This is a genomic window from Corynebacterium sp. 21KM1197, from assembly GCF_033783015.1.
Classification (GTDB): domain Bacteria; phylum Actinomycetota; class Actinomycetes; order Mycobacteriales; family Mycobacteriaceae; genus Corynebacterium.
Window position 1 is genome coordinate 1,720,557 of record NZ_CP123907.1, and the last position, 13,571, is coordinate 1,734,127.

A 13,571-nucleotide genomic window follows, 5' to 3' on the forward strand; every position below is an offset into this window, starting at 1 on the left:
TTCGTACAGATCGTACAGCGGAGGGAAGTTCGTACAGGGTGCTATAGTTCGTACAGATCGTACAAGGAGCGAACATGGCAGCACGCAACCCCTTCCGCCCCACCTTTGGCATCGTGCCCGAGGTGGTGGCGGGGCGCACCGGCACCGTCGCCCAGGTGTCCCTGGCGTTAGACGAAGGACCGGGCTCACCCTACCGCTTCACCCTCATCAGCGGGGCTCGCGGTTCCGGCAAGACCGTGCTGCTCAACCTCCTGGAAAAGGAGGCGCGCGCACGCGGCTGGACTCCCCTGCGCGTCACCGCGTCCGGCACCATGCTGGACAAACTCACCCAGACCGACCTCCCCAAACTCCTTGCGGAGCAAAGCCCCAACGCGCACCGCACGCAGATCACCGGCGGCTCGCTTCCCGGTGTAGGTTCGCTCAACGTCACCCGCACGCAGCGCTACCCTTACCAGGAATCGCTCCACAGCCTCCTGCGCGAGGCCGTGACCACGCTCGATACTCGCGGCGGCGGCTTATTTCTCTCCCTCGACGAGCTGCAATCCGCCTCGCCCGAGCACCTGCATACCCTCACCGACGCCATTCAGGACGTGGTGCGCGATGAACTCCCCATCGCCCTCACCGTGGCGGGCCTGCCCTTTGAGATCGCCGAACTCCTCGACCACCCCGGCACCACGTTTCTACGCCGCGCCGTCCCCGTGCCGCTCACCGCGCTACCCCAGGACGAGGTGGAGGCCACCCTGCGCGATACCGCCCTGCGCGGCACCAAGCGCTTTCATGACGCCGCCGCGCGCACCGCCGCCGAGGCCACCCAGGGCTACCCCTACCTGGTGCAACTGCTCGGTTCCGTGGCGTGGGCGCTCGCGGATAAGGAGATCACGCCCGCTACTATCCGCGCCGCCCTGCCCCTCGTGATCGAGCGCATGGGCCTACAGGTACACGCCCCGGCGCTGCGCGGGGTGCCCGAGCGGGAACGCGAATACCTGCTGCACATGGCGAGTGGCACGCGCCCCATGCCCACCGGGGAGATCGCTGCGGCCATGCGGATTCCGGCGAACCAGCAGTCCACCTATCGACGCCGCCTCATCGAACGCGGGCTCATCGCGCCTGCCGGGTACGGGCGCGTGGACTTTGCGCTGCCGTACCTGGAGGAGTATTTGCGTGGGGTAGAGAGGGAATAACATTACTCCGCATGAGCGATACCACATCACCGTGGAACGAAGAAGAAATCCAGTCCCTCGTCGCCGAAGCAGAGGCTGGGCTTGACCTCTCCCAAGCACGACGCGAACCCAACCCGCACTACACGGGTCCGCGATTGAGCGAAGAAACCTGGGAGCACCTTAATAACCGAGCTTTGGCGGAGGGACGGCACCCGGACGAGATTCTGGAAGAAATCGTCAGTGATTTCTTCCACGCGGCACAAACGTAATTAAGCCTCGTCCGTAGACAACGCCGCCACGAAAGCCTCCTGCGGCACGTTCACCGATCCGATGGACTTCATGCGCTTCTTGCCTTCCTTCTGCTTCTCCAGCAGTTTGCGCTTACGCGAGATGTCGCCACCATAACACTTGGAAAGCACGTCCTTGCGCAGGGCCTTAATGTTCTCGCGCGAGATGATCTTGGCCCCGATGGCTGCCTGCACGGGCACCTCGAACTGCTGGCGGGGAATGATCTCCTTGAGCTTCTTGGTCATCTTATTGCCGTACCACTGGGCGTTGTCCCGGTGCACGATGGCGCTAAAGGCATCCACGGGATCGCCCTGAAGCAGGATGTCCACCTTGACCAGGTCCGCCTCCTGTTCCCCGGCGTCCTCGTAGTTGAGGGAGGCGTATCCCTTGGTGCGGGATTTGAGCATGTCAAAGAAGTCAAAGATGATCTCGCCCAGGGGCATCACGTAGCGCAGTTCCACGCGATCCTCGGAGAGGTAATCCATGTTCTTCATCTGCCCGCGCCTGCTCTGGCACAGTTCCATCGTGGGGCCCACGTAGTCGGAGGGCACGATGATGGTCATGTCCACGATGGGCTCATAGACCTCGCGGAGTTTGCCGCCGGGCCAGTCGGCGGGATTGTGCACCACGTGCTCCTCGCCGTCCTCGGCCACCACCCGGTAGGTCACCGACGGCGCGGTGGAAATGAGGTTGAGGTCAAACTCGCGCTCCAGGCGGGCGCGGGTGATCTCCATGTGCAGCAGGCCGAGGAAGCCGCAACGGAAGCCAAATCCCAGGGCTACCGACGTCTCGGGCTCGAAGGTCAGGGAGGCGTCGTTAAGCTGCAACTTGTCCAGGGCGTCGCGCAGCGCGGGGAAGTCCTCCTGGGAAATGGGGAACAGACCGGAGTACACCATCGGGGAGGGGTCCTCGTATCCCTGCAAGGGGGTTTCCGCCCCCTTGGTAGCCCAGGTGACGGTATCGCCCACCTTGGTCTCGCGCACGTCCTTCACGCCGGTAATCAGGTACCCCACCTCGCCGGGACCCAGACCCTCACACTTCTTGGGCGTGGGGGACACGATGCCGATTTCGAGCAGTTCGTGCAGCGCGCCGGTGGACATCATGCGCACCTTTTGACGCGGGGTGAGTTTGCCGTCCACCATGCGGATATAGGTGACCACGCCGCGATAGGTGTCGTAAACGGAGTCGAAGATCATGGCGCGCGCGGGGGCCTCTGCGGGGGCGTCGGTACGCGGGGGCGGAACCATCTCGCACACGCGATCCAGCAACGCCTCCACACCCTCGCCGGTCTTGCCGGAAACGCGCAACACATCGTCCGGCTCGCAGCCGATGATGTTGGCGATCTCCAGGGCGTACTTCTCCGGATCGGCGGCAGGCAGGTCGATCTTGTTGAGAACCGGAATGATCTCCAGGTCCTTTTCCATCGCCAGGTACAGGTTGGCGAGGGTCTGCGCCTCGATTCCCTGAGCGGCGTCCACCAGCAGGATCGCCCCCTCGCAGGCGGCGAGCGCGCGCGAGACCTCGTAAGTGAAGTCTACGTGGCCGGGGGTGTCGATCATCTGGAGCACGATCTCCTGCCCCTCGGCGGAGCCGGAGCGCGGCACCCACGGCAGGCGCACGTTCTGGGCCTTGATGGTGATGCCGCGCTCGCGCTCGATGTCCATGTTGTCCAGGTACTGATCGCGCATGTCGCGCTCCTCCACCACCTTGGACAATTGCAAAATGCGGTCCGCCAGCGTGGATTTGCCGTGGTCAATGTGCGCAATAATGCAGAAGTTCCGAATCCTCTCTAGATCCGTGAACGTGGTTTCTGCGAAGTTACCTGGCGTGCTGGCCATGAACGTGGAGACCCCTTCCGTCGAGCTAACCCCTGACACTCTACCGAACAAAGCGGTATATTCTAAGCCATGTAACAGCGGTGACGGGTGAGGCGATACTCCCAGCAAGTACCACCCCTCCCCCACCTCCGACGCTCGCAGTACCGGGATGATGTGCATGAGTAAGTCCAGCACGGCGCACGACCTCGCCACCTTGTGTAAGAAACTCCTGCCCGGCAGCAAAGTACCGCCGCTGCAAGCCGGGCTCGACCGCATCAGTTCCCGCCTGGGCTTTTGCGACGCCCCCACTGCCGCCACGCAGCACCACCACAGCACCATCAACGTGGCCACCACCGCCTCCAAGGCGCGCAGCATTTACTACGCCCCGGACATGGACGGTCAGCCCGAGCCCGGCGAGGTGGTTCGGGTATGGGCGCCTTCCGACGGCCCCGATCGCCCCCTGCGCGACCGCGCCGTGCTCGTGATCGGGCACGGGCGCGATTCGGTGCTGGGCCTGCTCATCTCCCCCAACCCCCGCCACGCCAACGAAAGCGAGTGGCTAGACATCGGCTCCGGGGAATGGGACGAGAAAGGTCGGCAGTGCTGGGTGCGCCTGGATCGGGTGCTAGAGGTTTCCCACCTGGGGATTCGCCGCCAGGGCGTGCTCTTTCCCCGGAGGCGCTTCGAGCGCATTGCCGCTAAGTTGCGCAACCGATACGGGTGGACATAACGCGCGTTTGGGGATAGCACCTCCCACCTGCTAACATCTTTCAGGTTATTCTTTGTGCGTCGCACCGGACACGGCGGGCAGGACCTTGGGTTCGCCAGAGCCGGTGCCAAGGGTGGCTTCACCCGGAAAAGCCCACGGGAATGAGCAACCAGTCTGTTCAGTAACTAAAGACCAAGAGGTAACTTTTCATGGCTAATATCAAGTCCAAGAAGAAGCGCATTCTCACCAACGAGAAGAGCCGTCAGCGCAACCAGGCCGTGCGTTCCCGCGTGCGCACCGAGATCCGCAAGTTCCGCGAGTTGGTGGCCGAGGGGGACAAGGCCGCCGCCGAGACCCAGCTGCGCGCCGCCTCCCGCATCTTGGACAAGGCCGTGTCCAAGGGCGTGCTGCACCGCAACAACGCCGCCAACAAGAAGTCCAGCATGGCGCTGAACTTCAACAAGATGGACTAGTCCTCCCTCTTAAGCACTAAAGGGTTCCCCACTGCTGTGGGGAACCCTTTTTGCATACCGGGTCCTCTTAGCCCAGAATCTCCCCCACCCCGCGCAACACCAGCACCACTCCAAAGACCATGAACAAAGCACCAGCGGCCATATCAATGAATGGCCCCGCGCGCAGGGCCTGCCGCTGCACCGCCCGCGTGGAAAGAAGAGTGGCGATGAGCCCAAAATACGCCGCCGAGCTCAGCCACAGGCACGCGATAATCGTTACCGCCGTGGCCCAGGAGGGATTGGCCGGCATGACCGGGGCGATGATGGCGGTCAAAAAGAGAACAATCTTGGGATTAGAGAGGTTGGTCCATAGCCCCTGGCGCGCGCACTGGGCAGCGCTCGCGCTGGTGGTTCCGGGCACATCGGCGGCCCCATAGCCGCGCAGCCGCCACCCGGCGCGCGCCATCTGGCTCCCCATGTAGCCCAAATAGGCCCCGCCTGCGAGTTGAATGATCCCGATGAGCACGGGATACCGGCCCAGCACTGCGGCCGCGCCGCATACCGTGAGCACCATCCACAGCAGCACGCCCACGTGCATTCCCGCCACCGTGGCATAGGCATGGCGGCGCGATTTTGTGGCAGCGCGCATCACCAGCAGGGTATCCGGGCCGGGAGCCGCCACCCCCATAAGGTTCAGGGCGGTGAGGGAAAGGAGTCCGCCCGGGGTCATCGCAGACGTTCCAGAAGGTCCTCCCGGCCAAACATCTGGGCGGTCTCCACCGCCGTGGGCTGACCGCGATGAGGGTCGGCCTGGGCGGCAATGAGCGCCTCCACCACGGCATCTTCCTTTTTAAAGATCGCCCCGGCCAGGGGTGATTGGCCGCGATCGTTGAGTTTATTGACGTCCGCCCCGCGTTCCACCAGGGCTGCCACCAGATCCGCATGGCCCGCATAGGCGGCGAGCATGAGGAAACTATTGCCCTCCTGGTTCACCATGTCCACCGCCACGCCGTGATCGATGTATTCCACTAATTGCTGATCGCCCTTGCGGGCCATGTCAAAGAGGCGGGTGGCTAATTCCTGCACGTCCTGGGGAAGATCGGGCTGGGATTCATCGGTCTGGGGTGTATTGGCGGAAGTCATGGTGAGTAGTTTAACCAGCCAGGTGTGCCACGCGCTGCACGGCCGATTCAATGGCAAAGAGCGGGTCACCGCCCTGGCCCTTCACGGCGGCGTCCAGATCCGCCATGAGAATGACCGCCCGGCTCACCGAATCGCTGGACCAGCGCCGGGCTACCTTGGAGGTCTTTTCAATCACAAAGGGGTGCGCGCCCAGTTGCCCGGCCAGTCGGCGGGAATCCACCCGCCCCGTGCTGGAATACAGCCGCGCGATCATGCCCACCTTGGAACTTAGGGCCGCCGCGATCACCACCGGGCTCATGCCCAGTTGCAGGGCCCGCCGCGTGGCGGCCACCGCGCGGGCGGATTGGCCCGTGACCGCCCAGTCCGCAATATCAAAGGCGGATACCTCCGCCACCCCGGAGTAATAGGCCCGCACGGTGGCCACCGTGATGTCCCCCTGCGCGTCCGCCACCAATTGGCTCACCGCCGAGGCGAGTTCGCGCAGATCGGAGCCCACTCCCTCCAGCAGAGCGTGTACCACGTCCGGGGTAATGCGCACCCCGTGTCCACGAAACTCCTGGGTAACCCAGCCGGGAAGTTCGCGCTGCTTAACCTCATCGGCGCGGTGCACCGAGGCGATCTTTTCGAGCTTGGGCACCAGCGCCTTGGTGCGACCACCCCCGGAGTGCTCCACGATGAGATAAATGCCCGGCCCCGGGTCCACGGCGGCCTGCAAGAGCAGGTCGGCGGGTTCCTTTCCCGCAGCCTCGGTGTTTTTTATCACCGCCACCCTATCCTCCCCGAACAGGGAGGGGGAAAGCACCTCCAGCACTTCCGAGGCCGTGAGTTCCCCGGCGTTCATGGAGGTTACGGTCACCTCCGGGCGGCCCCCGCGAATCTGCTCGACGATCGCCTCGCGGTGCCGCTCTGCAAGAAACGACTCCGTGCCAACGATGAGGTGCACCTGGGATTCCATGCACCCTATGGTGCCACAGTCAAAAGCGGCCATCGGCGGCGTGCTGGGTGCCGTCGCCGTGCAGCGTCACCTGCCCATCGCGTTCGGGAAAGAGCACCGGGATTCCCTCCGCCGTTTGGGTGGGATAGTCCGCCGGTTGGCCGGAGCCATCGCGCACCACGATCATCTGAGGGCGCGATCCTTCCCCGCGTGACGCGACGCTCAATGCGGCGGCCTCTTCCTCGGTATCCACCACCGCGACGCGCAGGGAGGCCATGTCCACCGGCGGGGCCCGCCGCCCCGACCACGCCCCCAGCGCAAGCCCCAGGCACAGCACCCCCACCACCTTTCTTCCATGGCCCAGCACCACCAGATAGGCGATCCAGGCATAGGCCACCACCACCCACGCGGGGGTGGCTTCCACGGTGGAAAGCGGCAGGGCGGCGCAGCGCTGCGCCGCGTGGTGTATCCACCACGCACAGGGCTCGATCACCCACAGCGCTATTGCCTCTCCCCTGCCGGGAAGCAACAGCGCCGCCACCGCCATCAACCCGCCGATGGTGATGGGGGCCACCGCCGGGCTAACCATGAGATTGGCCAGCACCGATACCAGCGATACCCTCCCGCTCATCGCCGCTACCAGGGGCGCGGTGGTGACGTCCGCGGCCACGGCCACCGCCAGGGCGCGCACCAGCACATCGGGTAACCGCACCCCGCCGCACTCCAACCCCGCGATCCAGCGATAAAGCAGGGGATACAGCACCACTATTCCCGCCGTGGCCGCCACCGAGAGCACAAACCCCCACTGGGTGGCCAAAGAGGCGTCGTAAAGCAGAAGAACGATCACCGCCACGCTCAATCCATGCAGGGGCGGAAAGGTGGCGGAGTGTGCCACCGCGAGCAGGCCCACCAGCCCGGTGAGCGTGGCGCGTAATACCGAGGGCTCCGGGCCCACGAGGACAAAGAACACCACCACTGCCAGCACCGCCGCCGATAGTTGAAGCCGTGGCCCCAGGGAACACAGGCGGCAGAGGAGGAACACGCAGGTGGCCACGATGGTGACATTGGTTCCGCTGACCGCAGAAAGATGCGAAAGCCCCGTGGAGAGGTAGAGTTCCCGCTCCGCCTCCCCCTGCGCGGTGGTATTGCCCAGCACCATGCCGGGGATCAGGCCCTGGCTCGCCTCCCCCACCTGTTCCCGCACCGCCACGATAAACCGCTCGTGCACGTCGGCCACCCACGCATCAATCCCACGCGGAGTGCCCGTCTGCCATTCGCGTACCGTGCCCACCCAACGGCTCAACCCCGGCTTATCACTCGGATTCCAGTGCACGCGCGCCATCACGAGGCTGCCTCTGCTCAGTGTGATCGGCTGTTCCGATTCCACAAAGAGCGGAACCTGCGCCGGATAATCCTCCACCCGCACCGGAACCAACCACCGCTTCCCGCCCACACCGCGCGGTTCGCCCGCCACCCGCGCGCGTATCTCCTCCGGGATTTCCGCCCGAGCGAGGCGCACCCGCCACCGGCCCAGCACGCAGGCCGCCAATCCCACTGGCCCCATCACCAGGGCTTGCCCCGGGGAACGCAGCACCAGGGCGATCACCACGGCACCACCCACCAAGGCCCACGCCACCGGCTCGTGGAAAAGCACCACGGCCAGGGTCACCGCCCACACCAGCGCGGCGGCGGGGATAAGGCGTAGTTCCCTCATGGCACCACGTTCTCCTTGATCGCCGCATACTTGGCCGGGCCGATTCCCCGCACCTCCTGTAATTGGCTCACATCGCTAAACCCACCGTGGGTCTCCCGGTAGTCCACGATCGCCTGCGCGGTCACCTGGCCCACGCCATTCAGCGTCATCAGTTCTTCCAGGCTGGCCCTGCTCAGCGAGATCTTTCCGGCCTCCACCGCCGCACCCGGTTCCCCTGCCGCGCCCGGTGGCCCCGCACCCGCCTCTCCTTGCACGGGAACGTAGATCTGTTCGCCATCCTGAAGCCGCCGCGCGATGTTGAGCGCCCAGGTATCCGCCTCTTGTTTGGGCACCGCCTGCGCCAGGGCCTCCGAGACGCGCGCCTGCGCGGGCAGGTGAACCAGGCCGGGGTTTTCCACCGCGCCCACCACCGCCACCACGATCTCCCCCGGCGACTCCGGTACCGCTCCCGAGGTCGGGGCCAGGGCGGATACCTCGCTCGAACCGGCCAGCAGTTCCGGGGCCACATCGGGAGCCTGCGGCCGGGGCCATAGCCACCACACCGCCAGAATCGCCAACATCGCGCACGCCACGGCGATCCCCTGGCGCGGGGTGATCTGCCAGCGGCGCGCGCTGGGATATTCCACGCGCAGGAGATCCTCCTCGCCGGTGGGGCGAGTGAGATCCTTAAGCCGGTGAAGCACCTTGTCTGCCTGCATGAATCACAGGCTAAGCGGAGCGCCGCACCCTAACGACCCCCGTTAAACCCCGGCTGTGGATAACCCTAGTTACGCACAACCGAGACGGCGATGGCCCCCGGCCCCGCGTGCACCGCTAGTACCTCTGAGAGCGGGTAAGTGTGTACCTGTGAGCCCCCGGGAAGCGCCTCTCCCAACATTCCGGAGAGTTTCCGCGCGGCCTCCCTGGCCTCATGCTCCTGCAAGAAAACCCGCACCGGCTTATCCCCCGCCGCCTCGACCACCAGGGCGCTGAGGCGCTCAAAGGCGCGCGATTGCGTGCGGGACTTCACCGCAAGTTCCACTCGTCCCTCCGCGATCCGCATGATCGGCTTGGTAGCCAGCGCGGTGGAGATCATCACCGTTCCCGCCGAAACCCGCCCGGAACGGCGCAGTTCATCGAGGCGGTGGAGGTATAAGAACGTGGATTCGGTGTCGAGAACCTCCACGGCGGCGGCATAACACTCCTCCAGTGATTCTCCGCGCTCGGCGGCGCGGGCGGCGGCCATCGCGGCAGCCCCCAACCCCATGCCCACGGTGCCGGTATCCACCACGCGCACCGTATCGGAAAAAACGGCAGCGGCCTCCACCGCAGAGGACCAGGTGGAGGAGAACTCCTTGGGCGCGTGGAGCGCCACCACCCCGGCGTCCCCACCGCGCTCTAGCTGCCGGGCATAGCAGGCGCAGAGCTCCAGCGCGCTCAACCCGGCCGTTCCGGCCCCGGTGAGGTGCATGGGAATGACCTCAATGCCGTGCTCCCGCGCCATATCGGCGGGCAAACCGGCAGATGAATCCACCACCACGCGAACCGCCACCCTAAGCCCCCATGTTCCAGGCGTCCAGATACCACTGCGCCTGGGCCACGGTGTCCGCCGCAAAGCGGGGCGCGGTGCCCGGGGTACCCGGATCGAGGGCGTCGGTGCTGCCGGGGGTATAGCGCGGCCGGGCCGTCAATTGCGCCCAGTGCGCGTTGCTCAGCCCCGAGAGCAGCGGGTATTGATCCTTGTTCAGGCCCAGCAGCGAGCCCGTCAGCGCGGCGATCGTGCCGCCGTGGGCCACGAGCAGCACGGTGGCATCGTCCCACTCCGCATAGTCCGCCATGATCTCCTCGATCACGGGACGAGCCCGGCGCGCCACCCCCAGGCGGGACTCACCGCCGGGCGGGGCCCAGGAGGCGTCATGCCGCCACACCGCACGAGCGCCCGGGTGCGCGCCATCGACCTCCTCATGCGTCTTGCCCTGCCACTGGCCCAGGTGCGTCTCGCGCAGGCGGGCGTCGGTAGTCACGGGCAGGCCAAGGTGCTCCGCGATGATCCGCGCGGTGTTGGCGGCGCGCTCCAGGTCGGAGGCCACGATCCGGGCTATGCCGCGCCCCTCCAGCAGACGCGCGGCCTCGTGCGCCTGGGCCACGCCGACGTCGGAAAGCGCGGTATCGAGCTGGCCCTGCATGCGCCGGGTGGCGTTGTACACCGTCTGCCCGTGCCGGGCCATGATGAGGCGTCGCGTCATGGGATTAGTATTCGTCCTCGCCGGGGGCCTGCGCCGCCAGCGGAATATCCTCGATGGACTGCACCTGCCGCAGGTCCACCTCCTCGGCCCACTCGCCGGGGCGCTGCGGGGTGTCAATGCCCTCCACCTCGATCAGCGGGCAATCGCGGTAGAGGCGATCCAGGCCGTAGAACTCGCGCTCCGGCTCGCGCTGCACGTGCACCACCAGGGAGCCGTAATCCAGGAGCACCCAGCGGTTCTCCCGGTGTCCCTCGCGGCGCAGCGGCTCCTTGTTCTCCTGGGTCAGTGCGTCCTCCACCTCTTCGACGATGGAGCGCACCTGGCGCTCATTATCGGCCGAGGCAATAACAAAAACGTCACTGATGGCCATGACGTCGGAGACATCAATGACCGCGATATTGCTGGCCTGCTTTTCCTCCGCCGCGCGGGCCGCGATACCGGCCAGGTGGCGGGATTGTTCAGATACAGTCACGCAAGTCCTTCGTTGCTCGTATCAAGGGGTACATACCAGCACCCATCATTCCACGAAATGCAGGTCACAGGCCAATGCTTAGCGACGCCGCGTTCCCGTGCGGTGATCGTGGTGCGGCTTCTTGGGTGCGGAATTGCTCGGCGCGCTTGCCTCGCCGCTCCTTAGCCCGCGTAGCCTTAACCCGCGTAAAGCCCGTTCTGCTCGATATACCGCGCCACCGCCCCGGGCACCAGGTATCTAATAGGTCGCCCCTGCTGGCGGCGGCGACGGCACTGCGTGGAGGAAATATCCAACCCCGGTGCCTGCACCAGCGTTATTCGATCGCCATATTTTGAGTATTCCAAGGGCAGATCGTCGCGCGTTAATTCATATCCCGGCCGCGTGACCCCAATAAACCGAGCAAGCGATAATACTTCCTGCCAATTCCGCCAGGAGGTAATACCGGAGAGCGCGTCCGCCCCGGCGATAAAGAACAATTCCGCCTGTGGAAACTGCGCGCGGAGATCGCGCAGGGTGTCGATGGTATAGGTATTTCCGCCGCGTTCAATATCCACTCGGCTCACGGAAAACCGCTCATCCTCGGCGGTGGCCAGGGCCGTCATGAGGTACCGATCCTCCGCCGCCGATACCTTTTTATCCACCTTTTGCCAGGGCTGCCCGGTGGGCACAAAAACCACCCCGTCCAGCCCGCATTGATCGGCGGCCTCGCTCGCCGCCGCCAAATGCCCGTGATGAATGGGATCGAAAGTCCCCCCCATCACGCCAATGCGGGGTGCGGTCGCCTCACGGTTATTCATGGCTTCAGGATTCTACTGCTTATCGGACGCCCCGGTGGCTCCTCCTGGTGCTCCCGGCTACTGCTCCCCGCTGGCTGGGCGCTATCCGGCCTCCGCTTCCCCGGTGTGTTCCAGGCGTGCCACCTCACTGATCAACGGCACCGCCATGTTTTCCACCGGGGAGTTCCACACCTCCATCGTCTGCGGGGTGACCTTCAAATACACCTGGTGATAGCGCTCGCCGCCTATGTATTCCTCCAGGAAGCGCGCCAGGGCGGGATTATGCGCAGCGTCTTGCCCCACTTGGCCTCGCGTATCCTCCGGCATTTCCAGGGCCGCCATATAATTGCGCGGCACTTCCTGCGCCAATCCCGCCGGGCGGGAACCAAACTCCCCCTCCACCGGGAGCATGCGCATGGAAAGCGGAGTGCCCAACCGCCCATCAATGCTGTGCAGCACAAAGCGATAATCGCGCCCACCGGCGGTGATGGTCACGTCCCGCTTGGGTGAGGCATAGGCGAACTCGGAAACGGTCATGGTCACACCGGGGTGCAATTCCCCGCGATAGGAAAAGGGTGAGGGGGCCGCCAGGGTTTCGGCGCTGCGATCCTGCGGGGAGTTCTCCAATTCCACGCCTGCAAGGGGCGTTCCGGTGGGCACGAAGTCCCAGTGATCCCCGGTTAATTCCTTGCGCCAGAATCCCGTGGTGCCCTGGGCGTCGATCCCCTCCACCCGCAATTCCCGGTTATTCGAGCCCGGCGCGGTGGAATGAATGGAAAGCCGGTTGGTGATGCGCCCGGGAATCTTGGGTTGCTGGTGCCAATCATCGGCGGGCAGGCCGATGGGAGCCGTGGATTCATCAAGGCGGTGCTGCGCGGCGTCGGTCGCGGCGGGGCGCTGATCCTCTCCCCAGCCGTATCGGAATTGCGCGGGATCGGAACCATTAATATCAAAGTCCGAAAGGCGCGTGTACATATCGCCGTACTTATTGGTGATAAATATCATCGAACCGGAGGCGGAGATCGCCTCCGCCTGAAAACGGGAGTTCCACGGTGTGCCCACCTCATAGGAATAATCGCGCGCCAGCCAGGGGTCGAGGGAATAAATACGCGAGCCGTCCTCGCTCAGCGCCACCACCTGCGTGACCTTGGCCAGAGAAACCGGCTGCTGCTTCCCATCCGGGGTGTCATATACCCGATCCGTGTACGTGCCGATCAAACTCAACGCCCACCGCCCCGGCTGCGTGGTGGGAGATTGCAGCCCCTTGCCCAACCACACCGGCCCGCCCCAGGCCCTGATCCAGCCCCAGCGATCCGGGCTAGATTGCAGGTTAGAAAGGGTGTACATCCAGCCATCACCGTCGAGGGCCACCAGAGCATCATCGTTGAGGGATATGCTCACGATCTCGCCACGCAGGCAGTCCGGGGTGGGAAGATCGCGCCACTGCTGCTCGCCCACGCGGCGCGCAAACAGCGCGCCCTGGTGCAAAGCCACCTCGATCTGCGCGTTAAACCCCTGGGTATTATCCCGCAGATCCACCCGCTGCGGAAGTTCCCCCTGCGGCGCGCTCACCGGCAGATCCGCGTAACCCCGAGTCCCATAATCCGGCGGCACGAGGCCCAGGGGAAATTGCCCGTTTCCCTTAAGGAGATCACCCAGATACGGCACGCACTCCTTGGGGCCTGCGGAAGCGGGGATCACCGGCTGCGGGGAGTCCGCAAGCGTGGCCTGCGGTTCTGCCGTGGTTGCTGTGATCGCTGCGGCGGCGCTCGGCGTACTGGGGTTTGGCCCAGGGAGCAACCCGACGCCCATCAAAGCGAGGGAAGAAATAGCAACGGCGGAGGCTCGTAGAAGCCGAGACTTACGACGATTATTTGGTAC

The 13,571-nt window shown here is 65.0% G+C and carries 15 protein-coding genes; 4 read left to right on the top strand and 11 right to left on the bottom strand.

Annotation, left to right across the window (positions count from 1 at the left end):
• Window positions 1-74 precede the first annotated feature (74 nt).
• Both OLW90_RS08325 and OLW90_RS08330 read left to right on the top strand, forming a co-directional pair.
• Window positions 75-1,181, top strand: a complete 1,107-nt coding sequence (locus OLW90_RS08325; RefSeq protein WP_319649632.1) for an ATP-binding protein — start codon at window positions 75-77, stop codon at window positions 1,179-1,181.
• 11 nt (window positions 1,182-1,192) lie between these two features.
• On the top strand, window positions 1,193-1,429 hold the full coding sequence (locus tag OLW90_RS08330; RefSeq protein WP_319649633.1) for a hypothetical protein: 237 nt from the start codon (window positions 1,193-1,195) through the stop codon (window positions 1,427-1,429).
• Here the strand turns inward: OLW90_RS08330 and lepA are convergent, their stop codons facing one another.
• Window positions 1,430-3,286 (bottom strand): translation elongation factor 4, encoded by a 1,857-nt coding sequence (gene lepA / locus OLW90_RS08335; RefSeq protein ID WP_319649634.1) that lies wholly within the window; start codon window positions 3,284-3,286, stop codon window positions 1,430-1,432. It lies immediately after the preceding gene.
• A gap of 157 nt (window positions 3,287-3,443) precedes the next feature.
• Between lepA and OLW90_RS08340 the strand changes: the two genes are divergently transcribed.
• Window positions 3,444-3,995 (top strand): hypothetical protein, encoded by a 552-nt coding sequence (locus tag OLW90_RS08340; protein WP_319649635.1) that lies wholly within the window; start codon window positions 3,444-3,446, stop codon window positions 3,993-3,995.
• A 188-nt stretch (window positions 3,996-4,183) separates the two neighbouring features.
• On the top strand, window positions 4,184-4,447 hold the full coding sequence (gene rpsT / locus OLW90_RS08345) for a 30S ribosomal protein S20 (protein WP_319649636.1): 264 nt from the start codon (window positions 4,184-4,186) through the stop codon (window positions 4,445-4,447).
• A 67-nt stretch (window positions 4,448-4,514) separates the two neighbouring features.
• Here rpsT and OLW90_RS08350 read toward each other — a convergent pair whose 3' ends face one another.
• The 10 genes from OLW90_RS08350 to OLW90_RS08395 form a co-directional block, all read right to left on the bottom strand.
• Window positions 4,515-5,156 carry a LysE family translocator gene (locus OLW90_RS08350; RefSeq protein ID WP_319649637.1) on the bottom strand — a complete coding sequence of 214 codons (642 nt, stop codon included), beginning with the start codon at window positions 5,154-5,156 and terminating at the stop codon, window positions 4,515-4,517.
• Window positions 5,153-5,569: an ankyrin repeat domain-containing protein gene (locus OLW90_RS08355; protein WP_319649638.1), complete on the bottom strand. Its 417-nt coding sequence runs from the start codon at window positions 5,567-5,569 to the stop codon at window positions 5,153-5,155. Before OLW90_RS08355 ends, OLW90_RS08350 begins: the two co-directional genes overlap by 4 nt.
• A gap of 10 nt (window positions 5,570-5,579) precedes the next feature.
• Window positions 5,580-6,524, bottom strand: coding sequence for a DNA polymerase III subunit delta (gene holA, locus OLW90_RS08360; RefSeq protein ID WP_319649639.1), 945 nt, complete (start codon window positions 6,522-6,524; stop codon window positions 5,580-5,582).
• A gap of 19 nt (window positions 6,525-6,543) precedes the next feature.
• On the bottom strand, window positions 6,544-8,217 hold the full coding sequence (locus tag OLW90_RS08365) for a ComEC/Rec2 family competence protein (protein ID WP_319649640.1): 1,674 nt from the start codon (window positions 8,215-8,217) through the stop codon (window positions 6,544-6,546).
• Entirely contained in the window at window positions 8,214-8,915 is a 702-nt protein-coding gene (locus tag OLW90_RS08370; protein WP_319649641.1) for a ComEA family DNA-binding protein, read from the bottom strand. The genes OLW90_RS08365 and OLW90_RS08370 overlap by 4 nt, the downstream gene beginning before the upstream one ends.
• Before the next feature lie 65 nt (window positions 8,916-8,980).
• Window positions 8,981-9,748 carry a DegV family protein gene (locus OLW90_RS08375; protein ID WP_319649642.1) on the bottom strand — a complete coding sequence of 256 codons (768 nt, stop codon included), beginning with the start codon at window positions 9,746-9,748 and terminating at the stop codon, window positions 8,981-8,983.
• Between the two features lies 1 nt (window position 9,749).
• A complete protein-coding gene (locus OLW90_RS08380) occupies window positions 9,750-10,442 on the bottom strand; it encodes a histidine phosphatase family protein (RefSeq protein WP_319649643.1) in 693 nt (230 codons plus the stop codon).
• A 4-nt stretch (window positions 10,443-10,446) separates the two neighbouring features.
• Entirely contained in the window at window positions 10,447-10,914 is a 468-nt protein-coding gene (gene rsfS, locus OLW90_RS08385) for a ribosome silencing factor (RefSeq protein WP_319649644.1), read from the bottom strand.
• Window positions 10,915-11,090: 176 nt separating this feature from the next.
• Window positions 11,091-11,711: a nicotinate-nucleotide adenylyltransferase gene (gene nadD / locus OLW90_RS08390; RefSeq protein ID WP_319649645.1), complete on the bottom strand. Its 621-nt coding sequence runs from the start codon at window positions 11,709-11,711 to the stop codon at window positions 11,091-11,093.
• 81 nt (window positions 11,712-11,792) lie between these two features.
• On the bottom strand, window positions 11,793-13,502 hold the full coding sequence (locus OLW90_RS08395; RefSeq protein ID WP_319649646.1) for a hypothetical protein: 1,710 nt from the start codon (window positions 13,500-13,502) through the stop codon (window positions 11,793-11,795).
• Window positions 13,503-13,571 lie beyond the last annotated feature (69 nt).